Source organism: Kribbella sp. CA-293567, from assembly GCF_027627575.1.
Lineage (GTDB): Bacteria > Actinomycetota > Actinomycetes > Propionibacteriales > Kribbellaceae > Kribbella.
In genome coordinates, this window is record NZ_CP114065.1 from 5,145,171 (window position 1) to 5,169,668 (window position 24,498).

The 24,498-nt window shown below is 67.9% G+C and carries 30 protein-coding genes; 5 read left to right on the plus strand and 25 right to left on the minus strand.

Annotated elements, in window-relative coordinates; translation table 11 throughout:
- Positions 1 to 132 precede the first annotated feature (132 nt).
- Positions 133 to 837: a M50 family metallopeptidase gene (locus OX958_RS23410; protein ID WP_270131387.1), complete on the plus strand. Its 705-nt coding sequence runs from the start codon at positions 133 to 135 to the stop codon at positions 835 to 837.
- Positions 838 to 884: 47 nt separating this feature from the next.
- On the opposite strand, the gene OX958_RS23415 is transcribed toward OX958_RS23410, so the two are convergent.
- Positions 885 to 1,916: an aldo/keto reductase gene (locus tag OX958_RS23415; protein ID WP_270131389.1), complete on the minus strand. Its 1,032-nt coding sequence runs from the start codon at positions 1,914 to 1,916 to the stop codon at positions 885 to 887.
- A 65-nt stretch (positions 1,917 to 1,981) separates the two neighbouring features.
- On the opposite strand from OX958_RS23415, the gene OX958_RS23420 reads away from it, so the two are divergent.
- The gene (locus OX958_RS23420) at positions 1,982 to 2,482 is read left to right on the plus strand and encodes a mycothiol transferase (protein WP_270131391.1); all 501 of its coding nucleotides are present in this window, start codon (positions 1,982 to 1,984) and stop codon (positions 2,480 to 2,482) included.
- Here OX958_RS23420 and OX958_RS23425 read toward each other — a convergent pair.
- The 3 genes from OX958_RS23425 to OX958_RS23435 are packed head-to-tail and all read right to left on the minus strand — an operon-like array spanning position 2,475 to position 4,803.
- Positions 2,475 to 3,608 (minus strand): hypothetical protein, encoded by a 1,134-nt coding sequence (locus OX958_RS23425; RefSeq protein WP_270131393.1) that lies wholly within the window; start codon positions 3,606 to 3,608, stop codon positions 2,475 to 2,477. The genes OX958_RS23420 and OX958_RS23425 overlap by 8 nt on opposite strands.
- Complete coding sequence (locus OX958_RS23430; protein WP_270131394.1) at positions 3,609 to 4,487, minus strand: exodeoxyribonuclease III; 879 nt, start codon at positions 4,485 to 4,487, stop codon at positions 3,609 to 3,611. It lies immediately after the preceding gene.
- A 58-nt stretch (positions 4,488 to 4,545) separates the two neighbouring features.
- Complete coding sequence (locus OX958_RS23435) at positions 4,546 to 4,803, minus strand: helix-turn-helix domain-containing protein (protein ID WP_270131396.1); 258 nt, start codon at positions 4,801 to 4,803, stop codon at positions 4,546 to 4,548.
- A 145-nt stretch (positions 4,804 to 4,948) separates the two neighbouring features.
- On the opposite strand from OX958_RS23435, the gene OX958_RS23440 reads away from it, so the two are divergent.
- Positions 4,949 to 5,176: a hypothetical protein gene (locus tag OX958_RS23440; RefSeq protein WP_270131398.1), complete on the plus strand. Its 228-nt coding sequence runs from the start codon at positions 4,949 to 4,951 to the stop codon at positions 5,174 to 5,176.
- 235 nt (positions 5,177 to 5,411) lie between these two features.
- Here the strand turns inward: OX958_RS23440 and OX958_RS23445 are convergent, their stop codons facing one another.
- From OX958_RS23445 to OX958_RS23535, 19 genes are all read right to left on the minus strand, one after another.
- Positions 5,412 to 5,864 carry a hypothetical protein gene (locus OX958_RS23445; protein ID WP_270131400.1) on the minus strand — a complete coding sequence of 151 codons (453 nt, stop codon included), beginning with the start codon at positions 5,862 to 5,864 and terminating at the stop codon, positions 5,412 to 5,414.
- Positions 5,864 to 6,616 (minus strand): hypothetical protein, encoded by a 753-nt coding sequence (locus OX958_RS23450; protein ID WP_270131402.1) that lies wholly within the window; start codon positions 6,614 to 6,616, stop codon positions 5,864 to 5,866. The genes OX958_RS23445 and OX958_RS23450 overlap by 1 nt, the downstream gene beginning before the upstream one ends.
- A gap of 14 nt (positions 6,617 to 6,630) precedes the next feature.
- Entirely contained in the window at positions 6,631 to 7,299 is a 669-nt protein-coding gene (locus OX958_RS23455; RefSeq protein WP_270131404.1) for a hypothetical protein, read from the minus strand.
- Complete coding sequence (locus tag OX958_RS23460; protein ID WP_270131405.1) at positions 7,296 to 8,438, minus strand: DUF5047 domain-containing protein; 1,143 nt, start codon at positions 8,436 to 8,438, stop codon at positions 7,296 to 7,298. The genes OX958_RS23455 and OX958_RS23460 overlap by 4 nt, the downstream gene beginning before the upstream one ends.
- Positions 8,435 to 9,247, minus strand: a complete 813-nt coding sequence (locus OX958_RS23465; RefSeq protein WP_270131406.1) for a hypothetical protein — start codon at positions 9,245 to 9,247, stop codon at positions 8,435 to 8,437. Before OX958_RS23465 ends, OX958_RS23460 begins: the two co-directional genes overlap by 4 nt.
- Complete coding sequence (locus OX958_RS23470; protein WP_270131407.1) at positions 9,244 to 10,491, minus strand: hypothetical protein; 1,248 nt, start codon at positions 10,489 to 10,491, stop codon at positions 9,244 to 9,246. Before OX958_RS23470 ends, OX958_RS23465 begins: the two co-directional genes overlap by 4 nt.
- Before the next feature lie 102 nt (positions 10,492 to 10,593).
- Positions 10,594 to 10,932: a hypothetical protein gene (locus OX958_RS23475; protein ID WP_270131408.1), complete on the minus strand. Its 339-nt coding sequence runs from the start codon at positions 10,930 to 10,932 to the stop codon at positions 10,594 to 10,596.
- Positions 10,932 to 11,309, minus strand: coding sequence for a hypothetical protein (locus OX958_RS23480; protein WP_270131409.1), 378 nt, complete (start codon positions 11,307 to 11,309; stop codon positions 10,932 to 10,934). The genes OX958_RS23475 and OX958_RS23480 overlap by 1 nt, the downstream gene beginning before the upstream one ends.
- Positions 11,310 to 11,312: 3 nt before the next feature.
- The gene (locus tag OX958_RS23485; protein WP_270131410.1) at positions 11,313 to 11,732 is read right to left on the minus strand and encodes a hypothetical protein; all 420 of its coding nucleotides are present in this window, start codon (positions 11,730 to 11,732) and stop codon (positions 11,313 to 11,315) included.
- Between the two features lie 4 nt (positions 11,733 to 11,736).
- Entirely contained in the window at positions 11,737 to 12,087 is a 351-nt protein-coding gene (locus OX958_RS23490) for a hypothetical protein (RefSeq protein ID WP_270131412.1), read from the minus strand.
- The gene (locus OX958_RS23495) at positions 12,087 to 12,410 is read right to left on the minus strand and encodes a hypothetical protein (RefSeq protein ID WP_270131414.1); all 324 of its coding nucleotides are present in this window, start codon (positions 12,408 to 12,410) and stop codon (positions 12,087 to 12,089) included. The genes OX958_RS23490 and OX958_RS23495 overlap by 1 nt, the downstream gene beginning before the upstream one ends.
- Before the next feature lie 13 nt (positions 12,411 to 12,423).
- Positions 12,424 to 12,627: a hypothetical protein gene (locus tag OX958_RS23500; protein WP_270131416.1), complete on the minus strand. Its 204-nt coding sequence runs from the start codon at positions 12,625 to 12,627 to the stop codon at positions 12,424 to 12,426.
- 40 nt (positions 12,628 to 12,667) lie between these two features.
- The gene (locus tag OX958_RS23505) at positions 12,668 to 15,619 is read right to left on the minus strand and encodes a phage portal protein (protein WP_270131418.1); all 2,952 of its coding nucleotides are present in this window, start codon (positions 15,617 to 15,619) and stop codon (positions 12,668 to 12,670) included.
- 57 nt (positions 15,620 to 15,676) lie between these two features.
- Positions 15,677 to 17,041: an HNH endonuclease gene (locus tag OX958_RS23510; protein WP_270131419.1), complete on the minus strand. Its 1,365-nt coding sequence runs from the start codon at positions 17,039 to 17,041 to the stop codon at positions 15,677 to 15,679.
- 455 nt (positions 17,042 to 17,496) lie between these two features.
- Positions 17,497 to 17,682, minus strand: coding sequence for a hypothetical protein (locus OX958_RS23515; RefSeq protein WP_270131421.1), 186 nt, complete (start codon positions 17,680 to 17,682; stop codon positions 17,497 to 17,499).
- A 223-nt stretch (positions 17,683 to 17,905) separates the two neighbouring features.
- Positions 17,906 to 18,247, minus strand: coding sequence for a hypothetical protein (locus tag OX958_RS23520; protein WP_270131423.1), 342 nt, complete (start codon positions 18,245 to 18,247; stop codon positions 17,906 to 17,908).
- A gap of 1 nt (position 18,248) precedes the next feature.
- On the minus strand, positions 18,249 to 18,761 hold the full coding sequence (locus tag OX958_RS23525) for a hypothetical protein (protein WP_270131425.1): 513 nt from the start codon (positions 18,759 to 18,761) through the stop codon (positions 18,249 to 18,251).
- Entirely contained in the window at positions 18,761 to 19,051 is a 291-nt protein-coding gene (locus OX958_RS23530) for a hypothetical protein (protein ID WP_270131426.1), read from the minus strand. Before OX958_RS23530 ends, OX958_RS23525 begins: the two co-directional genes overlap by 1 nt.
- A gap of 242 nt (positions 19,052 to 19,293) precedes the next feature.
- On the minus strand, positions 19,294 to 20,184 hold the full coding sequence (locus OX958_RS23535; protein ID WP_270131427.1) for a tyrosine-type recombinase/integrase: 891 nt from the start codon (positions 20,182 to 20,184) through the stop codon (positions 19,294 to 19,296).
- A 179-nt stretch (positions 20,185 to 20,363) separates the two neighbouring features.
- Between OX958_RS23535 and OX958_RS23540 the strand changes: the two genes are divergently transcribed.
- Together OX958_RS23540 and OX958_RS23545 are read left to right on the plus strand one after the other, a co-directional pair.
- A complete protein-coding gene (locus OX958_RS23540) occupies positions 20,364 to 21,626 on the plus strand; it encodes an alpha/beta fold hydrolase (RefSeq protein WP_270131428.1) in 1,263 nt (420 codons plus the stop codon).
- An 8-nt stretch (positions 21,627 to 21,634) separates the two neighbouring features.
- Positions 21,635 to 22,759 (plus strand): winged helix DNA-binding domain-containing protein, encoded by a 1,125-nt coding sequence (locus OX958_RS23545; protein WP_270131430.1) that lies wholly within the window; start codon positions 21,635 to 21,637, stop codon positions 22,757 to 22,759.
- 11 nt (positions 22,760 to 22,770) lie between these two features.
- Here OX958_RS23545 and OX958_RS23550 read toward each other — a convergent pair whose 3' ends face one another.
- Both OX958_RS23550 and OX958_RS23555 read right to left on the minus strand, forming a co-directional pair.
- A complete protein-coding gene (locus tag OX958_RS23550) occupies positions 22,771 to 23,124 on the minus strand; it encodes a VOC family protein (RefSeq protein ID WP_270131432.1) in 354 nt (117 codons plus the stop codon).
- Positions 23,125 to 23,171: 47 nt separating this feature from the next.
- Positions 23,172 to 24,488: an RICIN domain-containing protein gene (locus tag OX958_RS23555; protein ID WP_270131434.1), complete on the minus strand. Its 1,317-nt coding sequence runs from the start codon at positions 24,486 to 24,488 to the stop codon at positions 23,172 to 23,174.
- Positions 24,489 to 24,498: the final 10 nt, after the last annotated feature.

Below are 24,498 nucleotides of genomic sequence, written 5' to 3' on the forward strand. Positions count from 1 at the left end.
CCCCCAAGCGAGGCGGCCCCTCCCCTGGGCCGCGATCCCTCCACCGTCCTGCGGCCCTTGGACGATGTCAACGCCTCGCTGTCCCACCCGGGCAATTCCGGAGCCTCACCGGCTGCCTGCAAGGATGTGCTGATGGGCGAGGTCTGGGACAACATCACGACAGTGCAGCCGGATGCCTCGGTCGGCGTCGTCGTCGGGACGGGCATCTTCGCGCTGTTGCTGATCGCCTGGCGGCCGGTCTGGCGGCAGACCCGGCAGGTGGTCACGATCGCCCACGAGGGCGCACACGGTCTGATCGCGCTCCTCGTCGGCCGGCAGCTGGCCGGTATCCGCCTGCACTCCGACACTTCCGGCGTGACGGTGTCGCGCGGCAAGCCGGACGGCGCGGGCATGATCGCCGTCCTCCTGGTCGGCTATCCGGGCCCGGCGCTGTTCGGCATCGCCGCGGCTTTCGCACTCAGCCGCGGCTACGCCGTCGCGCTCCTGTGGGGACTGCTGCTCGCACTGCTTCTGCTGCTCCTGCAGATCCGCAACCTCTTCGGTCTCTGGTCGGTGCTCGCGTTCGGCGCGATCGTCTTCGGCGTCTCCTGGTGGGGCTCGGAGCAGGTGCAGTCGGGCTTCGCGCACCTGCTCACCTGGTTCCTGCTGCTCGCCGCACCGCGCGCGGTACTGGAGCTGCAGCATTCCCGTCGCCACGGCGGCGGCCGAAGCTCCGATGCGGACCAGCTTCGCCGCCTCACCGGCGTACCGGCGATTCTCTGGGTCGGATTCTTCGGCCTGCTGACCCTGGCCTGCCTGGCGCTCGGCGTCCTCTGGTCAGGCCTGCTGCCCGAGTAGCGCCTCGGATCGAGCGCTGCCCGGGCCGCCTCGCGCGCCTGGCCTGCTCAGGCGCGGCCTCCTGCAACAGGCCGATCGCGCTGGTCGACGCCAGGACCGCCGTACGGGTAGTCGGCTGCGCCCGGGTCGCTCACCTGATCCAGCTGCGCGGTCTCCTCCGGGGTGAGGTGGAGGCCGGCGGCGGCGAGGTTGTCGTCGAGTTGGGTGATGGTGCGCGCGCCGAGGATCACCGAGCTGATCGCCGGGCGGTCGACCAGCCAGGCGAGCGCGACCTGCGCCATCGAGACGCCGCGTGCCTCGGCGCTGGCGCGGACCGCGTCGACCACCGCGCGGACCCGCTGATTCTGGCTGCGGCGGTGCCAGGACTCGACTCCGCGGTTCGGGTCCTCGCCCAGCCGGGTGTCGCCGGTCGGTTCCTCGTCGAACGAGTACTTGCCGGTCAGCCAGCCGCCACCGAGCGGCGACCACGGGAGCAGGCCGAGGCCGTTGTCCTGCGCGGCCGGGATGATCTCCCACTCGATCTCACGCACCAGCAGGTTGTACTGCGGCTGCAGCGTGACCAGTGGCGACCAGCCGCGGCGGTCGATCAGGTCGCAGGCCTTCTGCAGTTGCCAGCCGGTGAAGTTGGACAGACCGCCGTACAGGATCTTGCCGGCCCGTACTGCGTCCTCGAGGAAGCTCAGGCTCTCCTGCAGCGGGGTGATCGGATCCCAGGAGTGCAGCTGGTAGAGGTCGACGTGATCCGTACGAAGGCGGATCAGCGACGCGTCGAGCGCCTGCCGCAGGTGCCGCCGCGACGTACCGACGTCGTTGGGCTGGTCCCCCATCGGGAACCGGCCCTTGGTCGCCAGTACGACGTCGTCGCGGCGGCCCGACTTGGCCAGCCAGCCGCCGATGATGTTCTCCGAGGCGCCGGAGGTGTAGACGTCGGCGGTGTCGACGAAGTTGCCGCCGGCCTCGAAGTACCGGTCGAGCTGCTCGTGCGACCCGGTCTCGTCGGTCTCGTTGCCGAACGTCATCGTGCCCAGCGCGTACGTCGACACGACCGTGCCGCTGCTGCCCAGAGTGCGGTATTCCACGACTGCTCCTCGCTCGAGACCGGTTGTCCTGACCACACTAGACTTCCGGTGACGAAGGGAACTCGATGAACACCAGTGAACTGTTGCTCGACGCCTTCGGCCGGATCCAGGAGGTCCTGCACGAGACCGTCGAACAGCTCGACGACCAAGCGCTCGCCACTCGTCCGGAGCAGTCCGGCAACTCGATCGCCTGGCTGGTCTGGCACCTGACGCGCATCCAGGACGACCATTTCGCCGACGCCGGCGGCTACGAACAGCTCTACACCGCGGAAGGCTGGCACGAGCGGCTGGGACTCCCGTTCGACGCCGCCGACACCGGCTACGGGCACACCGCCGAAGACGTCGCGGCGGTCAAGCTCTCCAGCGAACAACTTCTCGGGTACTACGACGCCGTGCACGCGCGCAGCCTCGAGTACCTGAAGACCCTCACCGACGACGACCTGGACCGGATCGTCGACACCCGCTGGAACCCGCCGGTGACCCTCGGGGCCCGGCTGGTCAGCGTGCTGTCCGACGACCTCCAGCACGCGGGCCAGGCGGCCTACGCCAGCGGCCTGCTCAGCTGATCGTCGTCTGCCACAACGACGCCGGCTGATCGGCGGGACCAGCCACCAGGTAGAGCGTCCTGCCGACCAGTACGGCGTCCTTCACCGCGCCTTCCGGCCCGGTCGACTCCTGCACGGTCCAGTTGCTGTCACGTCCGCTGACCACCTTCACCTTGTTGCCCTCCGCAACAATCTGGTAGAGGCGATCGTCGGTGACGACCGGTGGCGGCAGTTTGTCCTTGTCGCCCACGGCGATTGCCGGGAGGTTCGCCAGCCGTCGGCCCTGGTCACCGTCGAGCTGCCAGATCGCCAGCTTGTTCCCGACGAAACCGGAGATCGTGCAACTCGTTGCTGTCCGACATGATGCGGTGTTGGCCTGACTTCGATCGCCCAGGTCCGGAAGCGCGATCCGGCTCCAGTCTTGGTGGACGTCGGTCGAGCGCCATACGGCCGTCTCCTGCTGCACGACATTCGGCGCGAGCCGGACTTGCGAGCCGACCAGCAGAATTCCGTTGCCTGCGGCCGTACCGAAGCTCGGGCTGAGCAGCAGCGACGGCGTGCTTTCCAGTGGTGTCTTCGCCGACGGCTGCCGTTCCCAGGTCGTGGTCCCGCGCGGCAACCAGATCGCGCCGTCGAGGCCCGTCTGCACACTTCCCCACGAGCCGGCCAGTGCCTGACCTGTGGGCGTGACGATCGCGGCGTACAGGGCTCCTGCTGCCTGACCACCGAACGTGTTGAACTCCTGCGGGTGCTCCGTCAGCGTCCTGCCGTCGCCGGTCCAGACCGTCCAGCGAGTGTTGGAGTGCGCCCCGCCCGACGCGCCGCCAAGGGCCAGCAGCCGTCGCCCGTCGTACGCGATCGACTGCCAGGTCGCCTCGAAGGCGTACGGGCTCTTCGGCTCGACCTTGATCTCCCGGCGGCTGCCGTCGGGCTGCTGAACGAGCAGCCTGGGCACCACCTTCTTGCCGCGGTCCCGCAAGCCGATCAGGAGTTGGTCGGCGTGACCGTTCAGTACGACGGGTTCGGCGTCGAGCTCGACCTTCGTCCAGACCACCTTCGCAGCGGGCTGCCCAGCTTTGTCCTCGGCGCAACCGGCGACCACCAGTGCCAGCGCACCGACTAACGCGGCCAGGCGGAGGCCGCTCATTCAGCGGTTCTGCGGGAGCTTGGTGGTCTTCTTCTTCGCGCCACGTGGCGCCGAGGGCGGCGGTACGACGGGTCCGATGTCGCCGTCCGGTGCGGTGTCGAGATCGACGATCACCGGCGCGTGATCGCTCGGGCCGGTGCCCTTGCGGGCCTTGCGGTCGATCCAGGCCGCCCGCACCCGCTCGGCCACCGGGCCGGACGCGGGCAACAGGTCGATCCGCATCCCGAGGTCCTGGTGGAACATGCCGGCCCGGTAGTCCCAGTAGCTGAAGACGCGCTCGGTCGGCCAGCGGTCCCGGACGACGTCGTGCAGCCCGGTCGCCATCAGCTCGGCGAGCGCCTGCCGCTCCGGCACCGTCACGTGCGTCGACCCGGCGAAGGCCGCGGGGTCGAACACGTCCGCGTCGGTCGGCGCGATGTTCACGTCGCCGCAGACGATCTGATCGGCCGGCCCGGCGGCCACGACGTCCCTCAGCGCGGCGAGCCAGGCGAGCTTGTACCGGTAGTGGTCCGAGTCCGGCTCGCGCCCGTTCGGCACGTAGAGCGAGTGGATCCTGACCCCGCCGCAGGTGGCCGCGATCGCCCGGGCCTCCGGATCGGGGAAGCCGGGCGCCCCGGCGACGCCGGTGACGACGTCCTCCAGCCCGACCTTGGACAGCAGCGCGACACCGTTCCACTGCGCCTGCCCGTGGACCGCACTCTCGTACCCACGCCCGGACAGCTCGTCGCCCAACAGCTTGGTGAAGGCGTCGTCCGCCAGTTTCGTCTCCTGCAGACAAACGACGTCAGGCTGCCGCTCGTCCAGCCAGCCCAGCAACCTGGGCATCCGCTGCTTGACCGAGTTCACATTCCAAGTCGCTATCCGGGTCACGAACGCCATGCTATGACGCTTACCGGGCCTAGCGGACAGCAACGCCATGCGGGGCAATATCCTGCACTCAGTTAGAGGCGATCCCAAGCGCCTCGAACACGTCCGCCGGCGCACCTTGGAGCAACTCTCGCAGGTTGATGTTCAGCGCTGCGCAGAGCGCGACTGCGTCGGCCAGCGTGACCCGCCGAGTCCCACTCTCCAGGGTGCCGACGACCGGCCGTGACCAGCCCAGTTCGTCGGCCAGGTCCTCTTGCCGAAGCCGCCGGCGCGCACGAGCGGCACGGACGTTCTCCGCGATCAGTGCGTCGATCTCCTCCGGCTTCACGAGCCACAGCCTGCCCGCTCAGCGACCGGGCGTCATGGCGCGACATCGGGCGCGACGGAGCTGCAATCTTCCCTTTGACGTTAACGACAGAGCTACGCTAGGTATCCGAGCATGGCGCTCGGAAATCAGACGCGGAGGTCTCTCGGTGAGTCAGCAGAGCGACAAGCCCCATCCGGAGACCCTCCAGCCCGGCGATCGGGTCTGGTTCGGCGGGTACGGCGTCGGCCGGGTCCAGGCTGTCGGCCCGCGGTTCTACATCGAGTGGTCACGGGCCGGCTGGCTGTTCCACGACCCGGCGTTCATCTACCACCTGCGTTGGGCTCCTCCAGACGGGTCCGAGCCGTATCATCCGAACCAATCAGGGGAGGAATGATGGCAACGAACGAAGAGAAAGTGCTCGGGGAGATTCTGAAGGAGTTGAAGAGCCTTCACGACGACGTGAGCATCCTTATGCACGACGTCAACGCGATACGCAACGGCGAGTACGACCCGCCGGGTGGAGCCGACCCCCAGGGGCAGCGTTCGCGTCGCGGCTAACCAAGCAGCCCCGCACCAGAGAAGGCTGTGCGGGGCTGCTGTCTGACCTCGGCGACTCCGACCTGGTCGAGCTACAGCTCTGTACCTCGGCGCTCGACACCATCCCAATGAGCCGATGGCGCTTCGGCGATCGTCTTGATTGTGTCCCACATCTTCGACTGCTCGCGAGCGCGAGCGAGGTCTAGTTCCTGAGACTCAGTCACGTGCTGGTCGAAGCGGCCGGTCAGGTCACCGACCCGCTGCGTCAGCGTCTGCATCTCGGTCCGGGTGTCGCTGAGCGCGGTGAGGTTCTGCTCGATGTGCGCGAGTCTCTGACCGAGGCCGGGAGTCGCCTGGACCAGCACGACGGCGGTGTCGGGGTGCCGGATCTCTTCGCGGCCGACCAGGGTCTCTCGGGCGCGGTCCCATTTCTGCGCGAAGGTCTGAACCCGCTTCCGTACCCACCGGGCGACAACGCCGAGAGCAGTCAGGCCACCGAGCACGCCGACGATCCACCCGGCGTAGTCGTCGAGCAGCGCCAGCATCAGAAGATCTCCGTCACGATGAGCACACCGGCCGCGCCTTGTGCGCCGGCCTGGTTGGCGGTGGTGGTGAACGCGCCGGCCGCGCCGCCACCGTACGCCGAACCGGCCGTACCCGGGCCCGCAGCAGTCGGCGGCTGCACCTCGCCGCTCTTGAACGACTTGCCGCCGTGCGACTGAAGCACTGCCGCGCCACTGATGACGCGGCCCTTGCCGCCTTGCGATCCGGGAATGTTCTCGTCTCCGCCGGTGGCCGTACCGCCCGTGCCGCCCGCCGCAGCCGCAGCCGTAGCGCTGGCGGTACTGCCGCTGCCCGGCCCGCCAAAGCCCGCGGTCAGGCCCTTGAACGTGGAGTCGGTGCCGTTGCCGCCGTTGTTGGCTCCGGAGGCTCCGGCCGTACCGCGGGTGCCGATCACGAACGATTCCGACGCGGACAGCGCAGATGCGGCGTAGGTCTTCTTGACGTATCCGCCGCCGCCACCGGCCCCGCTCTCGCCCTGTCCCGAGCCGGCACCGGCAAGACCGCCGCTTGGGCCGCCGGGACCAACCAGCTCGACCACGATCGTGCGCGGTGCGGGGCTGGTCGACTTCGCGAAGTTGCCGGACGTGCTGGTCACCGTGACCTTGATGGCGGTGTCCATCCGGGTCAGGTGGGTATCCACCGCGGTGGCCAGATCCTCCAGCCCACCAGCGATATCGGGTGCGTCGCCCAGTTCCAGGAAGGGCAGTGCCTTGTTCGGTGTGACGTCGGCCATGGGTCGGCCCTCCTTTAGACGTTGGACTTGTAGACAGCGATGGCGTGGATGAACATGCAGTTCGAGGCCGTCGCAGCGAACGCAGCGCCGGTCTGGATAGCCCCGGTGATTTGCAGGGTGTTGCCACCCGAGAGGCCGGTGAAGTGGTTCCGCGAACTGGCGGCCACACCCGCCGTGGCACCGGGTACGACGTGGGTGGGCGATGAGCCCCCGGCCCCGCCCGAGCAGCCGACTTCCATCATCGCGAACGAGTTGGCACCCGTGGTGTTGGAGACGGACGCGTTGCCGGTCACGATCACGATGGCCTCGTCTGCCCAGTCGGGCACTACGAGTTCGTTGCTGCTGACCTTGGTGACCATGCTCGTCGAGGTCGCATAGTTGAACAGCTGCGCGCCCGCCGATCCGAAGGCGACCGACGCCGCGGCAAAGTTCGCGTCACCCGCGGGCGTAATCCGGCCGACGATGAACCACGTACTGCCCTGGCCGAGCAGCCCGACGACGTGCCCGGCCTTCAGGGCGATGGCCTCACCGGTGTTCAGGATCGGCACGTCGGTCAGGGTGCCGCCAGCGACGTCGATCGTGTTCGCGCCGGTCGATGGGTTCCAGGCCGTCACTGTGCCTTGGCGGAACCGGACGCCGGGCTGCCCGGTGTCGAACAGCGGGGCGAGGTTGTCGGAGATCACGCCGAGTCTCCGATCAGTTCGGTCTGCTGCTCGCGTGTCTGCAAGGTCACTGGGACCGTCGAGTCCAGAGGGATCGTCACCTGGTCGATCACGTGCGTTTCGGTACGCAGTGACCGCGACCGGGCAGCCTTCGGGTACCGCACGGCGATCACGTCGAACGGCTCCAGAGCCGGGTTAGCGATGCTCGCTAACTCGACCTGGTACGGCAGGCCCAACTGTTGCCGAAGGAGCGACGTTGCCGCGCTGAGCGCCTGCGCGTTGGTGGTCAGGAACGGTGAGCTGTAGAACCGGGGCACCGGCCCGAAGCGGCCCAGGTAGTAGGTCGGGCTGTCGGGGTCGAGGTTGTACGCCACGGCCCTCGCGGGCGCGGTGGTATCTCCGGCTTCCCCGGTGGCCACAACGGCGTTGTAGACGCCCTGACGGGTCAGGCCGCGGGACATCTCGACCAGGACGCCGTCATGGCCGGCGTCGATCGTCCAGGTCGCTGCCCCTGCGGTCGACGGCGGCGTCTTGACCTGGAATGTGCCGGTGTGGTCGAAGTACCCGACCTTGCCCAGCGAGGTGAGGAAGTCTTGCAGCGTGCCCGCCCGGTCGTCTTCAGCGATGACGGAGCGGCCGACCAGGCCATCCCGCACCGTGGTGCTGTCCCAGGCGATCACTGCCGACGGGTAAACCTCGGTGATCAGCGTGCTGACGAGCTGGCCGCGGGTGAGCGAGGCGGCGAACTGGCGAGGCGCGAGGAACTGCGCGTCGCGGATGCCGGCCATCCGGTCAGATCCCTGGATGGCGACGACGCCGTCAGGTACCTCGTCCTGCTCGGGCGTCTCGATCCGGAAGTAGCCGAGGCCGACCCATTCGCGCTGACCGTTGCCGTAGGCAAGACCCCGCTCGACGTAGATCTCGTTACCGTACGGCGTGAGCAGGTCGGCAGCCAACCGGGGCCAGCTCTCGGACGTGATGAGTTCCAGGGTCGCGCGGATATCCGCGGTGGCGGATGCCTTCACGTCGCCGCCCTGTACCGGGATCTCGATACCGCTCGGGTTGGTGCCGGTCTGGTAAGTGGTGCAGACACGCGCCCTGAAGACCGACAGGTGACTGCCCCGTAGGGTCTCCAGGAACTGGCTGCTGACGGCCCTCATCCGACGATCACGTCCGACGGTGAGGCGACCCGCTCGAGTAGATCGGCAATCGTCGCGTTCGCGGCCAGCAGCGCGGTGACGGTCGCGTAGTCGGCGAGCACTGACGCGCAGGTGTAGGTCGAGCCGACGACGGCCGGGCCCGGTGCTGCGACCTCGGTAAGGGGAACGTCCCAGTACCGGCGCTGGGGGAAGGTGCGCCGCTCTCGTTCGGTCGGCAAGGTCCACTTCACGTCGCCTGCTGCGTAGTACCCGATCGGGAACTGATCCATAGCCGCAGGTGCCTGGAGGTACAGCACCTCACCTGATGCGAACAGGTAGTCGAGGTCGCGCTCGTCGCTCGGGCTTTCGGTGCGGATACGTAGGCCAAATTCCCGGCCGCTGCGCACGTCACCCACCAAGACGGGGAAGGTCCGGCCCACCACGTCGAAGACGCCACCACGGGACCGGCGGCCGATCTCGGTACGGGTCGAGACCGTGACGGCGCGGTTCAGGTAGGGCGCGGCCGGCACCTTCAACCAGACCCCGGGCAGGTCTTGAGTGATCGTCGTCGTGAACTGGGCTTGCTGCACGTCGGTGACGTCGTACGACGTCACCCGGTAGGTGGTCAGGACGCCCGGCGTCCACTCGTAGTCGTCGACGCGGGCGTTCTGCGAGGCGACCGTCACCGTGCTGCCGCCGCGGACGGTGACCCAGGTGATCCCGGCGTCTGCCGAGCGCTCGAACCGTGCGTACGTGGCCGTAGCGCCCAGCAGGGTGCCGGACAGCCGGACACGGGACAGAGCGGCGTCGTAGGTGGCAGTCAAGCTCATCGAGCACCCGCCTTGACGGATCGGCGAAGGGACCGGTTGTTGCCGCGAACCGTCTTGTCGATGCGGCCCTGGAGCTGCTGGCCGTCGATCGTCACGTAGACCAACGTGTCGCCGGCGTCTGATGAGCTGGAGGCCCCGCCGAAGCCCGCGAGCGCAACCGACGGGCTGGCCGACAGGCCGCCTTCGATCGAGCCCGAGACGCCGGCGAGGAACTGCCGTAGGCCGGGCAGTTTGCTGTCCATGCCCCGCATCAGGCTGTCCATGATCGCCTCACCGGCCGGAGTGAGTAGCCGCTTGTCTTTGTCCATCGGCCCTTTCCAATCCGGGATCAGATTGGTGACCGCCGAGAGCTTGCTGCGCAGCGCCGACAGCTTGTTTTCGATGCCGTTGATCAAGCCCTGAATGATCGATGAACCGGCGTTGTAGAGGGTCGATCCGACGTTGCCGAGCCAGCCGACCGCCTTGCCAGGCAGGCTCTTGAAGAAGCCCGCGACCGAGCCGAGCAGCGAGCTGTAGCCGTTGATGAGGCCCAGCACGAAATCCCGTCCCTTGCCGGTCAGAACGCCGCCCACAGCACCGACCGCTTTGGCGACGAATCCGCCCAGACCCCGGAAGAAGTTCACGATGCCCATGACGCCGGTCTTCACCGCACCAAAGGCACCGTTGACGATGTTCCGGAAGGTCTCGGACTTCTTGTAGGCGATGACCAGACCGGCCACCAGTAACGCAATCGCGACGACTACCAGGCCGATCGGGTTGGCCGTCATGGCGGCGTTCAGCAGCCACTGACCGGCCGCCGCGGTCTTGGTTGCGGCAGAGGCTGCGAGGGACGCTGTGGCGCTGGCAGCGGTCGCGATCTTGTCCCGGACCAACTTCACGTACTTGGACTCCAGGGCCAGCGTGGCGACGTCGGAGGCGTTCGAGAACACGTCCACAGCCACAGAACCGGCAGTCAGCGCGCCGGCGTACTTCTCCAGGCCCACCGCCTCCAGGCCGCCGGCGAACGCGCCCAGCGCTGAAGCGAAGGTGCCCGTCCTGGTTGCAGCGTCGTCAGTGCTCTCGGCGATGTCGTCGATCGACTTCTTCGCCTTGCTCGTGTCGATGGAGTCCGCGGCCCGGCCGACTCCCTTGAGCGCATTCTCGGCCTTCGCGCTCGCGCCCTCGGCCGCCGCTGCGATGTCCTGCATACCCTTCCGGGCAGGACCAGGGTCGGTGAGGAACGCGATGCGTACCGCTGAGCTCATCTCATTGCCTCCTGGTCGCTACTCGAATGAATGCTTGCCGTTGGCCCCGGGTGAGGCCGTGGTACTCGCTCGGGGATACGCCGGTCGCCAGACAGAATGCGGCTAGGTCGTCGTCGTCCTGTCGCTGGGCGAGTCGTCTTTTCCCGCTGTGCTGTCGGGCTCGTCGGGGATCGGGTCGCCCGGCGGCTCGGCGAAGTACTGCCGCACCTGGCTCAGGGGCATCTCCATCGCCGCCTTGTAGGCAGCCTGGTACGCCTTGCTGCCGCTCTTGCCGGTCTCGCGCAACGTGTGGATGCCGATGACCGCGCGCAGCGCGTGAACACTGTCCGCCGCGAGCATCTTCGACAGCGGCACGTCGGTCGTGGACTTGATGGCGAGTTCGTCGTACCCCGTCAGGGAGTCCAGGACCTCATCGAACGTCAGCTCGGTGGTGGTGCTCATCAGTCCAACCCTTCTCGATTGATCGCCATGGTGAGCGCGGTTTCGAGCATCTCCACAGCCTGCGGCTGTAGCTGTTCGTCCGCTCGCTGCATGAATCGGTCGGCCCGGATATTGCGTCTTGGCCACCCGTAGTTGATGGCTCCGGCGTACTTGACCTTTGCCCGGCCGGCAGTGACGACCGCCTTGTTCTTGGCGCGGTTACCGCGGATGGTCCCGGCCAATGCCCCTTTACGGCGCGGGGCCAGCCCTGCGGCGATCTCTGCGCCCTTCGCGGCGATCTCGGCGAAGCCGTCCTTCAGGTCTTCGACGTCCACGCCCAGGGCCACCAGTGACCTGATGACCTTGTTCAGCCCCTCGACGCGGACACCGCTGGCCATGGCCTACGAAATGACCTTGGTCGGCTTGCCGGTGAGCGGCCAGACACAGTCGATCGTCATGCGGGCGGTGGTCGAGGTGTTGGCCTCACCGCCGAGCAGGTCACCGTCCGGCTCGGACACGATCGCAGTGAACTCGTAATGAGGCTGCGTCGCGGACGCCACAGCGTTGCCGTACGGGATGAACGTGCCCGAGACCTCCGAGCCCGCGCCGGTCCAGATCAGGTCCCACAGCGTGTCGGCGACGAGATCCTGTGCCGCGGTGAACGCCAGGTTGTACTGACGTGCGCCACCGTTGGCGGCGTCAGCGAACGAGAGGAAATCCGAGTCCGCATCCCCCGTGGTGATGCGGGCGTTGGAAACCTCGGCCGATCGCTCGGTGCTGTCGACCTCCAGCTTCAGCAGCCGGGTACCAAGTTTTGCCATGTCGCTACTCCTGCTCTCTGTGGCCGGCGATCAGCACGCAAGGCTGTCCGGCTCCCGCTGCTTCGAGTTGGGTCCGGCCGAACGTCGCGCCGGTTACGGTCATGTGGTCCGCGAGCGCTGCGACCAGCAGTGGAATCAACAGCTCGGCGCGCTTCTGTGCCTGCACGACGTCGGACGGCAGCAGAACCAGAACCTCCCAGTACGCCTCGCCGCCGAAGATGTTCGGATACTCGATGCGGGCGAGCTGGACGCTGCCGTGCCCCGGCTTTGTCGCCTGGACGTAGTACGGCGCAACCTTGACGCCCTCGACCGTGTTCGCGGCGTCGGCCAGTTCGTTGCGGACTGCCTCGCTCATCAGCCGATCGCCAGTCGTCGCCACGGCGCTTCGAGCCGCCGGACCTCGATGTCGGCACCTACACGCGTGGTTGCCGACTCGCCGTCATCGACGGCGTTGACCACCAGGCCGAGCGGCAGGCCGCGCATCGCCAGGTTGCGAGCCACGCGGCGGCACAGGGCCTCTGCCAGGTCGGCCGGCCACGTGGCGGCGTCACCGGGCACGCGGCATCGCGACGCCTGCGCAGCCGCCTCGGAAGTGAGGGCAGCCGTGATGTCGGCGTCTTCGTACTGCGTGTCAGCGCCCAGGTAGGTCTTGACTGCGTCCAGGTCCGGCTTGCTCATGGCTGCCCTCCCCTCAGTCCTTCTGAGCGGTGCGACGGCGGGTGATCTCCGCCTTGAGCCGCTTCATCTCGGGCGACACCTCGCCGGGTCCGTCCTTACCGGCAGGGCGGAAGGAGACGCGCACGTAGCGGTCTTCGAGCTCCTGGTCGGTCAGGTCGGCAAGCTTCGGCTGAGGCTTGGTCTCCGGCTTCGCCGCGGTGGGCTTCTGGTCGGTCACGGTCCTGCTCCTTCGTCGTTGGGATCGTCTGCCCGGCGGCTTAGGTGGTCGGGTCGTAGATGACCTCGCGGACGCCGGTCAGGTCGCTGATCGCCGCGGCGCAGTAACCCCAGATCGCCAGGTCGACGTAGGCGACGCGGTACTGGAACTCCAGCCGCTGGGGGGCGGTGTTCCAGACGTGGACGTCGTTGGTGTCGACCAGGTAGCTGGACTCCGCGACGGCACCGGCGGCACCGAGCGACCACGCCGGGGCGAACTCGACACCGGCCACGTCCAGGGACGAGAACCGCGGCCGAGCCTGCCCGTTGGCGTTGGTCGCGCCCAGGATCGGCAGCAGCTTGCGGCCCGCCGTGTCGACCGCAGCCGCGAGCCGCAGGTACAGGTCCACGTGCGTGCCGGCGAAGTTGAAGGTATTGCCGCCGCGGATGAACTGGAGCGCGGCAATCGCTGCCTCCAGCTCGTTGACCAGCGCGGCGTTGACGGCGTTGGTGGTGAGCGTGATCCCGGTCGGGGAAGCGGCGTCGAGCAGCGCGACGGCCTTTGCCTCCAGCCCCTCGTACCAGGCCCGGACCATCTTGTTCCAGATCAGCGTCGACACCTGCGGGTTGCCGCCCGCATCGAACACCTCGCGGGTGATCTCGACCTTGCCCGACAGTGCGGTCGGCGTAACGGTCTGGCTGCCGGCCACGAAGGTGCCCGGCGTGGGCTCGACGCCTTCGACGTGGTCAGCGACCAGGCCGGAGGCGCTCGTGAACTTCGGGAAGGTGAACGGGGTCTGGTCGGCCAGCGTGCCCTTGTAGAGCGCGTCGTAGAAGGGCGTGACGTACGCCTTCTGGTCGACGTACATCTCGGGGCGCTGCCGGGCCGGGTTGAGCGAGGCCACGTTGCCGCTGTCCACGTCGAACGTGGCGGCCTGGAGGAACGCGTCCCGGGTGAAGGTGGTGGCGCGCTGGAGGGCCTCGCTGTCACCGCGGGCACCCGCGAACAGGTCGGTACTGAAGTCGTGCTTGCCCTTCCGTCCGTCGAACCGGTACGGGGCCTCTTCCTTCACCGAGAAGGAGGCGGCGGCTTCGCTCGCGCTGATGACCTGCGGGCCTTCGGCCGGCTTGGTCTCGGGCTTGTCGCCGCCGAGCAACTTCAGGAGCGCGTCGTGCTGCTCCTTCGAGAACGTGAGCGGCTGCTCGGCCGAGTTGGTGGCCGAACCTTCGGCCGGGGTGTTGACCTTGGTTTCGGTCACGGTCGTTCCTTCCTTCGGGGCTGCGGATGCAGCCACGGCAGTAACCCGGGCGTCGGAGAACGCCGGGAGTGGAGTGAGGGAGACTTCGAGCAGCGGTGCGCCCTTGTAGGTGGCGGTCTCGTCGTCGAGCAAGATCAGCTCGCCGCCGTACCCGAGCCCGACCGACAGGCCGTCGTAGACGCGGTCCTGAGCCAGTTGCAGTGCCCGGTCGCCCTCCGGGGTGGCGGCGACCTTGAACGTGGTTGTGATGCCGTTGTCGGCGACGTCGAGGGATACGCAGTACCCGACTGCCTCACCGAACGAGTGGTCCATCAGCAGCTTGACCCGGGACACGTCCTCAGGCGGGACGATCGACTCCCGACTGAAGGTCCAGTTCGTTCCACCGGTCGAGCCGACGACACCGAACGGCACCGCGAGACCCGTGATGGTGCGCTTCGCCTGGTCGACCTTGAACGAGGCGACCGCGGCGGGTGCCGTCAGTTCGAGCGTAGACGCAGCGTCGAACTTGCTCGCGGGCATAGAGGACGGCACCGCGAACGATGTCTGGTTGTACGAATCCTGGTTGGCGGTGCCGTCTCGGGTAACGCTACCAGCGCTAGACATTTGGTCCTCCGTCAGTGCGGGCTTGTCTTCCAGATCGCGAATCTCGGGCCTGGTGATTGCCCCGACCTCCAGGCCGACCTTGTAGGACTGCCAGCGGCTGAGGGTGTCGGAGCGGAGGAACGCGTCCAGGTTGAACCGGACGTAGTTGCCTCGCTTGGTGACGTCGCCCATCGAGAGGCGGTCTTCGATCGCCCGCAGGTAACTGCCGAGCGTGAAGTCGATGAAAGCTTTCCGCCGGTCGAACTGGTTCGCGTAGGTGCGCGATGTCGTGCTGACGCCGAGCTCTTCCGGGTCGACGCCGGCGACTCGGGCGATCTCGAGGACGGCATGCTGACGGGCCTCGGCGAGTTGGAGATCCTTCGGGTTCCACGACAGCGGGTTGTACTTCAGGCTCGCCGGGAGGTACGCGTCTGCGCCCGCCTGCCGGGCCGTTTTCCACGCGTTCAGCATTTCGCGGATTGCCGCGTCGTCGTCCGGGTCAGGGTCGTCCTCGGTCGGGACCGCGACCGGGTCGGCCCCTTCGGCCGGCGTGAAAACCCCTTGCGGCATGGGGCTTTCGGCGGAGCGCGCAGCGGCGGCATCGAGCCTCAAGCAGGTCCTGATCGCACGGGCACCGGCGATCAGGAGTGCATCATTGGGAGAGTCGAACCTGATCAGGTCCCGATCGGGGACGGTCTCCCCGTCGATCCGCACCTCGCCCTTGTCCTCGTCGACGTCGACCCGGCACGGATCGACCCGGCGGACGAACCGCGGGTATCCCTCCCAGGTCCGCTCGACTACGCGCCACCAAGCGATGCGTTCAAAGAGCAGGTCTTCGACGGTCGCGGTGAGTGTGACGGTCCGGCCCCGGTTGCGTTCCGGCTGTGGGAGCAGGTCGTTCACCAACTGCACGCGCTCGGAGTCGTAGACGTTGAGCGGAAGTTGACCGATGCTGCCGGCGATCAGGTCGCGGCTGCGTTTGACCGCCGGTACCTGGATTGCCTCACGTCGGGAGATGCGAGGGGCCGGGGCGATCGGGTCGGCGTACGACTCCAGACCGAACACCTGAGCCGGGATCGACTCGGCGTCGACGGCGAAGCGTCGCTCGGTGCCGGTGGCTAGCGCGTGAGCGACCACCGCATCGCGCCCAGTCAACCGCCCCCACAGACCCATGCGGGAAAGTTAAACACGGTTTACTCTTGACGCCACTATACCCAATCGGGTATGGACCTAGACGGCTACGACGATCCGTGGTCGACCGACCGACTTCTTCCGGCAGTCGGAGACCGCCCACTGCGCGGCCTTGATCGCGTCAGCACGCCCGGCCGACGTCATGCGCGGTCCGTCGGCCCCCGGTAACGTCCGGGCCGCCAGCACCTGACCTGAGAGGTGTTCGCCGCCGTCATGCCGGACCGCGTCCTCCCCGATCAGCCGCTGTAGCTCCTGCACCGAGACACCTGCCCGCCCCTGACCGGCGCGGCACCGCAGACCCCGCAAGGCAGGGTCCTCGACCAGCGAAGCCCCGACAGTGACTATCCGCCGGAACTGCGACACCTTCACGGCCGACGCCGCGGCTGCGAGATCCGGATAGTTGCCGACTGCTACCACGGCCCGCGTACCGACCCGCCATGCCAGTGCGACCGACACGCCCTCGGCGAACCACGACTCGATAGCCGCGGCGTACGGCGGCCCGGCCGGCACCTCGTCGACCAGGTCGCCCCAGGCGTGGTCAGTCATGAACGCGTGGCCGCGTTCCCTCGCCGCGGGGGTGAGCCGCCACATGTTCAGATACTGCGCTGTGAACCCGGCCATCGGGTCGAGGTCGTCGGCCTCCGGATCGGCTTCGCCCACCAGCGCCTTGGCGTACTTCGCGGCGATCATCCGGGCGCGGTCCTGCGACCAGTGCGGCGACGCGGCTCGCCACACTGCGGGGTCACCGGGGTCGTCGTCGGCCCGAGCACCCCACAGCAGCAGCAGGGTTTCCCCGTCGTCGACCGCCAGGGCGTCAGCGATCCTCGACCGCATCAGCGAGGTTGCCCGGCGGTGAGCAGTCGAGGTCAGGTGCAACTGTGCCCAGAGACGCTCCAGCATCGCGGGCTCCAGACCCTCGCTGACCGTGTCGGGCTTCACGTCCCACGCCTCGTCGACGACCGCGAGGCCGGCATCCCACCCGTAGACGCCGTCCTGCGACCGGACCAGCCACCGGCTGCCGTCGGGGTCCTCCAGCGCCTCCTTGCCGTTGCTTCTCGTCACCACCCACCCTTGCGCCTCGGCCCACCGCCACGCGCCCCGCTGGATCTCCCTACAGATCGGTAGGTCGTTCCCGCAGTGGACGACCGTCTGCACCTCGCCGATCAGGTCCGCGTGAGCCATCCGCCACAGTGCGAGGCCCCTGATTCGCACCGACTTGCCGGCGCGACGCGGGCAAGACTCGACGATCGTCCGCCAACACAGCGAACCGTCCTCCCGATGCTCGAGCTGGCGGGTGATCGCGAGCCGCTGCCACCATCGCAGCCGCTTCTTCTCGGCTGCCTCTATCCACTCGATCGCCTCGGCACCGTACGACCCGACCGCATCCGGCAGCGGAGGCGTCATCGCCAAAGGCGGGGCCGCGTCCTCAGGAACCTCCAGGAACGGCCGAAGCCACTCATGCACCCCCAGGGCCTCCGGGTCCCACAGCAGGCCGTGACGGGGTTCAGGCGAGCGGTTCTGGGCCGGCGCAGGCGCGGGGAGAGAGAAAGGAAGAGGCGGAGGCTGCCTGGAGGTGGCCCCACCGGGAAAATTGGCCCCTGTCGCGGCTGCTGCGCCTTCTGCTCGTGCTTTCTCGATGACTGCGGCTTGTCCGGTTTTGTCGCTGCATGCTCGGTGCTCGGGTCGCCAGTTGTTGGGGTCCCAGGTCAGCTCGGGGTGTAGTGCTCTTGACTTGGTGTGGCCGACGACCCACCGGTCTTCGCGGGTGACGGGCTTGCCGCACCGGCCGCAGGGCGCGGGTAGCTGCTGCACGACGTGGGCCCGTGCTTTGCCTACCTTGCGTCCGCCCCAACTGTTGCTCATCCGCTGGTTCCGGCGACCAGGCGCACGACGAGCAGCGCGAACAGGACCCAGATCCCGTGGGCGAGCATGCCGCGGCCGACGGGCCCGATGGTGCGGGCGTGCTGATGGGCGAGGCCGGCGGCGTACCCGGTCTTGTAGACGATGCGGAACGCAGTTCGGCGGTTGAGCTTGGTCCTGGTCACGAGATGCCTCCATTGCGATGCAGATTGATTGACTCGGTTTCGTTATCCACAGGGGTGAATCGCACCCCTGTGGTTGGCCGCCGCGATCAGTGGTTGTCCTATCTCTGGTTCCTATAAATCCTCATTGGTTCCTAGGGCCTGACGATTCGTACGCGTCCTGCGTACGAATCGTGCGCGTCGTGCGTACGATTCGTACGCGGCTGGCTGCACGATTCGTACGCAGTCACGGCGTCACCTTCCACACCTGCCGCCAACCCGATCCGGGGTTATCCACAACGCTTTTGATCGCGCCCGCGTCTTGCAGGGACGTGGTCACCCGGACGACCTCATCTCGGATGGTCTTCCGCCTTTTGGCTGCCTCGCCGCCCTCGTCGTGGGGGTCTGGCAGCTCGCGGCCGATCGCGAGGGCCAGGACCTCCCACCCGGCCCAGAAGGTCGCAGCGGGCTTGTCGGGGCCGCCCTCCTCGTCGCGAGCGGTTAGGGCCATCCGGGTGAGGATCTTGTATGGCTTGGCCGGCAGGTGCGCCCACTTCACGACGACGAGGCCGACCAATTGAGCGCCCATGTCAGGCGTCCGGACGATCCTCGAACAAGATGCCCCAGGCCCGACCCTGAGCGATGTGGCCGATGCGGCTTCGGTGCACGCCGTACCGGGCCGCGATCTCCTTGCGCGACAGCTTGCGTTCGCACAGGTGCGCGACGATCTCGCAGACCTGCTCAGGGGTGAGCTTCCATCCGTAGGTTCCGTCGCGCAGTCGGTCGCGCCGGTTCTCGCGCACCGTCCCCCACCTGACGTGCCACACGCAGTCGCGCCGGCGTGCCGGGCAGCGATGGCAGGCGAGCATGTCCGGGGCCGGTGCGCCCTCGGTCGCGATGAGCAGCATCATCCGGTGAGCCGGGTAGAACTGACCGACCGGCCACCGCGGGCCCAGCCAGAACTGTCCGTACCCACCTGTGCTGAGACTGCCGGTCCAGAACCGGCAGCCGTTCGCGTCGGGAGGACTCACCTTCGACCAGAAGCGGCGACGGGCCTTTTCGTCGAGCTGCTCGACGACGGGGTCGAACCAGATCGCCGTCATCACGCGTCCGCCCCGGCGCGCTGACCGGCCTTGGCGCGGCGAGCTCGGATCGACTTCGCGGTCAGGTCGGCATAGAACGCCTTGCGTAGGGATTCGGCACGTACCGGGTCGCCGTCAGCCTGTGCCAGGAACCGGGCGTCAGCGGCACGGCGGCCCGGTGCCGTCCGGGCCAGGCGGTCCGGGGTCGCAGCCCAGGACTTGTGAGCGTTCGCCTGTGCAGCAAGGCGAAGGATGGTGTCGACGGGCAGATCACTTGCACCGTCCGTACCCGTTCGGGTAGCGTCGTTCATGATTGATAGACCTCTCGCAGGTCAGCTCAGGCCCGGAGCGGAACAGCTCGCCTTGCAGGTGCTGTAACACCTACTCGACGACCCGCCCCGGGCCTTCGCTATTCGGTTGTTGTAGCGCCATGCTGCACGGCCTCCCGGCACTTCAGCAACCTTGATCCGCATGTTGGACCCGTACCCAAATGGGTACGGTCTCCTTCCCTGCAAGGGATTCGGGCATCCGTTGCCCAGGGCAACGCGCGTTCTTAGATGTCGCCGAGGTCGAGCTTCTGCGCCTCAGCAGCCGCCCGGACCGACGCAGTCGCGCGGGTGTAGCGGTCGAGCATCGAACGACTCGACCAGCCACCGACAGCCATCGCCCCGCCCTCGCTGCCGCCCGCCTCCAGCCACCGCATCGCCCAGGTGTTCCGCAGTTGGTGAGGGTGGAACTTCACCACTCCCGCGGCCTCAGCGCGGGCCCCTAGCGTCTTGTGAAGGGCCCGGTACCCGAAGCCCGGACCTTGCTGCCCGAGCCACAGACGGGCGCTCCCGGCGTGCTTGTGCTGCCTGCGCAGTCGGAGGTACCGGTCCAGTGCCTGAGCGGTCTTCGGACCGAAGGCAACAATGCGACCCTTGCCGCCCTTGCCTCGGCGGACGACTGCGGTACCGGCCTTGACGTTGATGTCCTCGACGCCCAGGGCGACGACCTCGCCGGCACGAGCCCCCGTCTCGGTCATGAACCTGATCAGCGCGTCATCCCGTACGCCGGTGAAGGTGCGCCGGTCGCAGGTCTTCAGCATGCCCTGTAGCTCGTCGACGGTGAGGGGCTCGACGACCTTGACGTCGATCTTCGGGGACCGCAGGCCGAGCAGTACGTCGACCGGGTGCGCCGCGGGTTCCTCCTCGGCGAGCCACGTCGAGTAGAGCCGCACTGCGAGCAACCGGGCTCGGGCGGTCGACGCCTCGGCCCCGTCTTCGAGTAGGTCGATGATCCAGAGCTGAGCAGCTCGGCGGCTGATCTCGTCGGCCTGGTCGTTGGCCTTGCACCACTCGAAGTACAGCCGTACGCCGGTCAGGTAGTTCGACACGGTCGCCGGGCTCTTGCGCTCGGCACGTAGTGACAGCTCCCACGAATCGACCAACTCGGATGCACCCACGGTCGCCACCTCAATATCTGCACTCGGAACGCCATGCCAGATATTCAGCGAGAGGGCGAGAGCAAATATGTGCTCACTACCTGCGGAAACGTGGCCGGATGACCCATCTTACGGGTGCAGATAGCAAGTCGCTACTCGCACCCGTCTACGGTAGCCCTCGACGGGTGGAGAATGTGCAGGTGCCAAGACTCCCAGGACTTGTCGTCACCGATCACGTGTTCACCGTGCCGCTCGATCACTCGCAGCCGGGCGGGCCGACCATCGAGGTTCTGGCTCGTGAGGCCGTTGCCTCGGCCAAGGTCGACGCTGATCTGCCGTGGCTGGTGTACCTGCAAGGCGGCCCGGGTTCCGGCGCGCCTCGGCCCATGGCGGCCAGTGGCTGGATCGGCCGCGCCACTCAGGACTACCGGGTGCTGCTGCTCGACCAGCGCGGCACAGGGCGCAGTACTCCGGTGACGGCCCGTACTGCGTCCAAGCTCGCGCCCGCCGAGCTCGCGGCGTACCTGCGACACTTCCGCGCCGACTCCATCGTGCGAGACCTGGAACTCATCCGGGCGCAGCTCAGTCCGGGGAAGCCGTGGACGACCCTCGGCACGAGCTACGGCGGTTTCATCACGCTGACCTACCTGTCGCTGGCGCCGGAGGGTTTGCGCACCTGCCTGATCACCGGCGGCCTGCCCGGCCTCGACACGACGGCCGACGAGGTCTACAGCCGCACCTATCCACGGGTGCGCGGCAAGGTGGAGGCGTTCTACCAGCGCTATCCCGAGGACGTCGACCGGGTGGACCGGATCGTCGACCACCTGCGCGCCCACGACGTACGGCTGCCGGATGGTGACCGACTGACTGTCCGGCGCTTCCAGACACTCGGCTTCGGCCTCGGGATGGGCGACTATGCCGAGACCCTGCACTGGCTGCTCGACGAGGCGTGGGACGGCGACGTACTGGCGGCCAAGTTCCTCTATGGCGTGATGAACCAGACCTCGATGGGCCTGAGCCCGATCTTCGTCGTGCTGCACGAGTCGATCTACGCGCAGGACACGCGACCGACACGCTGGGCCGCCTCCCGGCTGCGGCCGTCGTCCTTCGACCGGGAGGCGTCGCCGGTGCTGCTGACCGGCGAGATGATCTACCCCTGGATGCTCGACGAGATGGCGCTGCTCCAGCCGTTCAAGGAGGCGGCCGAACTGCTGGCTTCGGCGACCGACTGGACTCCCCTGTACGACGTAGCGCGGCTGGAGGCCAACCGCGTACCGGTGGCGGCTGCTGTCTGGCATGACGACATGTACGTCGATGCCGGGTTGTCGCTGGAGACGGCGGCTCGGGTCGGCAATCTCAAGACCTGGGTCACCAACGAGTGGGAACACGATGGTGTCCGGGTGTCGGGCGGCGTCGTACTGGATCGGTTGCTCACCCTCGCGGCAGACCTTCCGCAGGTTTGAGGGGCAGGATGAAAATCAGCGCGGGCGAGCTCAACCGGGCCACGCTGGCCCGGCAGTTTCTGCTGGAGCGGGAGGCGCTGGACGCCGTCGAGGGCACCCTCCGGATCGTCGCGATCCAGGCGCAGCACCCGGCCTCGCCGTACCTTGCGCTGTGGAACCGGCTGGTGTCCTTCGATCCAGGTGAGCTGGATGCGGCGTTCGCGGCCGGGCAGGTGGTGAAGGGGACGCTGCTACGGCTGACGCTGCACGCGGTGCATGTCGACGACCACGCGCCGTGGCACCTCGCGATGCAGCCGACGATGCGGTCGCGGCTGACTCAGGCGCGCTCTGGCGGGCTGCCGCCCGAGGAAGTGCACAAGCTGGTCCCGCGGCTGCAGGACTTCCTGGCGGAACCCCGCGGCAACACGGAGATCGAGGACTGGCTCAGTTCGCATCCCGGAGTCGTCGGCAAGGACGTGTGGTGGTGCCTGCGCTGCTTCGTCCCGATGCTGCACGTCCCGACCGGTGGACCGTGGTCGTTCGGTCAGCGCCCGGCGTACGTCGCCACGGACGCGGCGCCGTACTCGGTCGAGCAGTCCGATGCCGCGCTGGAGACTCTGGTCTGGCGCTACCTGACCGGTTTCGGTCCCGCGTCGATCGCCGACATCGCCCAGTTCACCTCAGTTCAACGGACCCGCACGCGCGCCGCTGTCGAGGCGTTGCGATCGAGGCTGCTGATCTTCGAGGGACCCGACGGCAAGGACCTGTACGACGTACCGGACGCGCCACTGCCGTCGGCAGACACCCCTGCTCCCCCACGGTTGATGCCGATGTGGGACAGCACGCTGCTCGCCTACGACGACCGGACCCGCATCGTCCCCGCGGAGTACAAGACCGTCGTCACCCGCACCAACGGCGACGTGCTGCCGACCCTGCTGATCGACGGCCACGTCGCCGGCGTCTGGCGTCCTGTTGCCGAGGGCATCGAAGCCACGGCCTTCCGCCCCTTGCCTCGCACAGTCTGGAAGGCCCTCGAAACCGAAGCCGCGAGTCTGCTCGCCTTCCTCGCCGACCGCGACCCCGGCGTCTACACCCGCTACGGCCGCTGGTGGTCCACCCTCCCGGCCGCCGAAACCCGCGTGCTGGCGGGCTAGGGCGATACGCCTTAGTCGACGCAGAGGCAGAAGGGGTGGCCCGCGGGGTCGAGGAAGACGCGGAACTTGTCCCCGGGTTGGTGGTCGTGTTTGGTCGCGCCGAGGTCCAGGACGGCCGCTTCACCCGCGTCGAGGTCTTCGACCATCACATCGAGGTGGACCTGTTGCGGCACGTCCTGGCCCGGCCAGACGGGTGGTCGGTAATTCTCCACCGGCTGGAAGCAGATGCACTGCCCGTCGCCGCGCACCTCTCCCCACTCGGCGGAGGCCTTCACCTCCCACCCCAGCAGGACGCCGTAGAACTTTGCCAGGGCGGCAGGGTCGGGGCAGTCGAGAACGAAGCTCGGAAACCGTGCGATAGCCATGTTCGGCACGGTACCCAGCTATCCGGACGTATGGCGTCCGCGATGGATCACCAATAGGCATTGAGATCGGCTATCAGGTTGCGGACCGCGCCTCCTTCGGGCTTCTGGTAGAAGTCGAGGGCGACGTAGTTCGGCTTGCGACCCGCGACAGGACCGCAGACCCGGCGGACGCGGTCGGCGAGCTTGCTGCCGTTGTCGGCACCGGCGGCCCCCTCGGAGGGGATGTCGCGGTAGTGGTTCATCGAGTGCAGCCGACGGAAGCCGGGCTCCTCCTTGGCCAGCGGCACCTCGTCCCAGCGGCTGTAGCACTGGATGTCGCCGCCGCCGGAGCCGAGGGACCAGTAGTTCTCCGCGGTCCAGTCGCGGTCGAACATCACGCCGTACGCGTCGCGGCCGGAGCGCTGCGAGAAGACCAGCAGTCTTCTGTTCTGAGCCACCAGCTCGGAGATCCTCGGCCACCCGTTCTGCCGTACGCCGGCCTGTGCCGGGTTGAAGACGCGGTCGGCGAACCCGTTGACCCGGGCAACGGCTGCTCGCAGCTCCTCGATACTGGTGTAGTCCTCGATGAACAGGGTGACCACCGCGCCGCGATCGGCGTTCAGGAAGTCGACCACGTCCTGCAGACCGGCCGTCAGGGTCCGCTCGTTGCCCCAGCAACTCCCGTGACACATCCGGACGTCACCCTGATAGACATGGGCGTCGAGCTGCAGCCCGCGAACGCCCTGGGTGAGCTGATCCTTCAGCCGGTAGGACTGATTCGGGAAGCGTCCCCAGAATCCCTCGTCGGTGTTGGCCATCGCGTTGTGCGACGTCAGGAACGTGACCTGGTCGAGCCGGGGATCCGCAGGCATCGGCCGGCGCGGTACCTCGGCGGTGTGGACCAGCCACTCGGCCGCGACTCCGGAGCCTTGGCCGATGACCAGTCCTCGCCCGTTCGACGGGCTCGTGGCCACGACCTGGAGGTACCCACCTCCGGGTTCCCTGATCCTGAACCGGCCACCGAGATCCTCGAAGTCCCACTCGGCCAGGATGTTCGAGCAACTTCTGAGCACCACTCGCGCCTGGTCCCGCCCTACGCACCAGGCCTGATTGCCGACCAGCTTGACCTTGTGGTGCTCACCTTCACGCACCACCTGCCACTGCTGAGCGACCGATCCGTTCCCGGGCCATTCCTGGATCTCCCGCCCATCGGTCGCGCCACCACCGTCCAGGTCGACCACGCGCCCGTTGGGCACGCTCACGATGACCACCGCGCCGCCGGCCGGCTCCGCCGCGGAGCCGGCCTGCGCCTGCACCGTGCCGATCGCGCAGACTCCTGCGAGTACCGCGGCAGTGAAAACTCGGACCGAACGAAGAACCGTCACAGGCACCTCC

Coding starts and splice junctions, on each gene's coding strand:
- OX958_RS23485 (WP_270131410.1), bottom strand. CDS start 11,732: ATGGCAAAACTTGGTACCCGGCTGCTGAAGCTGGAGGTCGACAGCACC.
- OX958_RS23510 (WP_270131419.1), bottom strand. CDS start 17,041: ATGACGCCTCCGCTGCCGGATGCGGTCGGGTCGTACGGTGCCGAGGCG.
- OX958_RS23445 (WP_270131400.1), bottom strand. CDS start 5,864: ATGCTGGCGCTGCTCGACGACTACGCCGGGTGGATCGTCGGCGTGCTC.
- OX958_RS23490 (WP_270131412.1), bottom strand. CDS start 12,087: ATGAGCGAGGCAGTCCGCAACGAACTGGCCGACGCCGCGAACACGGTC.
- OX958_RS23450 (WP_270131402.1), bottom strand. CDS start 6,616: ATGGCCGACGTCACACCGAACAAGGCACTGCCCTTCCTGGAACTGGGC.
- OX958_RS23410 (WP_270131387.1), top strand. CDS start 133: ATGGGCGAGGTCTGGGACAACATCACGACAGTGCAGCCGGATGCCTCG.
- OX958_RS23520 (WP_270131423.1), bottom strand. CDS start 18,247: ATGGGCGCTCAATTGGTCGGCCTCGTCGTCGTGAAGTGGGCGCACCTG.
- OX958_RS23465 (WP_270131406.1), bottom strand. CDS start 9,247: ATGAGCTTGACTGCCACCTACGACGCCGCTCTGTCCCGTGTCCGGCTG.
- OX958_RS23530 (WP_270131426.1), bottom strand. CDS start 19,051: ATGAACGACGCTACCCGAACGGGTACGGACGGTGCAAGTGATCTGCCC.
- OX958_RS23505 (WP_270131418.1), bottom strand. CDS start 15,619: ATGGGTCTGTGGGGGCGGTTGACTGGGCGCGATGCGGTGGTCGCTCAC.
- OX958_RS23425 (WP_270131393.1), bottom strand. CDS start 3,608: ATGAGCGGCCTCCGCCTGGCCGCGTTAGTCGGTGCGCTGGCACTGGTG.
- OX958_RS23460 (WP_270131405.1), bottom strand. CDS start 8,438: ATGAGGGCCGTCAGCAGCCAGTTCCTGGAGACCCTACGGGGCAGTCAC.
- OX958_RS23475 (WP_270131408.1), bottom strand. CDS start 10,932: ATGAGCACCACCACCGAGCTGACGTTCGATGAGGTCCTGGACTCCCTG.
- OX958_RS23480 (WP_270131409.1), bottom strand. CDS start 11,309: ATGGCCAGCGGTGTCCGCGTCGAGGGGCTGAACAAGGTCATCAGGTCA.
- OX958_RS23545 (WP_270131430.1), top strand. CDS start 21,635: ATGAAAATCAGCGCGGGCGAGCTCAACCGGGCCACGCTGGCCCGGCAG.
- OX958_RS23525 (WP_270131425.1), bottom strand. CDS start 18,761: ATGACGGCGATCTGGTTCGACCCCGTCGTCGAGCAGCTCGACGAAAAG.
- OX958_RS23470 (WP_270131407.1), bottom strand. CDS start 10,491: ATGAGCTCAGCGGTACGCATCGCGTTCCTCACCGACCCTGGTCCTGCC.
- OX958_RS23420 (WP_270131391.1), top strand. CDS start 1,982: ATGAACACCAGTGAACTGTTGCTCGACGCCTTCGGCCGGATCCAGGAG.
- OX958_RS23495 (WP_270131414.1), bottom strand. CDS start 12,410: ATGAGCAAGCCGGACCTGGACGCAGTCAAGACCTACCTGGGCGCTGAC.
- OX958_RS23550 (WP_270131432.1), bottom strand. CDS start 23,124: ATGGCTATCGCACGGTTTCCGAGCTTCGTTCTCGACTGCCCCGACCCT.
- OX958_RS23430 (WP_270131394.1), bottom strand. CDS start 4,487: ATGGCGTTCGTGACCCGGATAGCGACTTGGAATGTGAACTCGGTCAAG.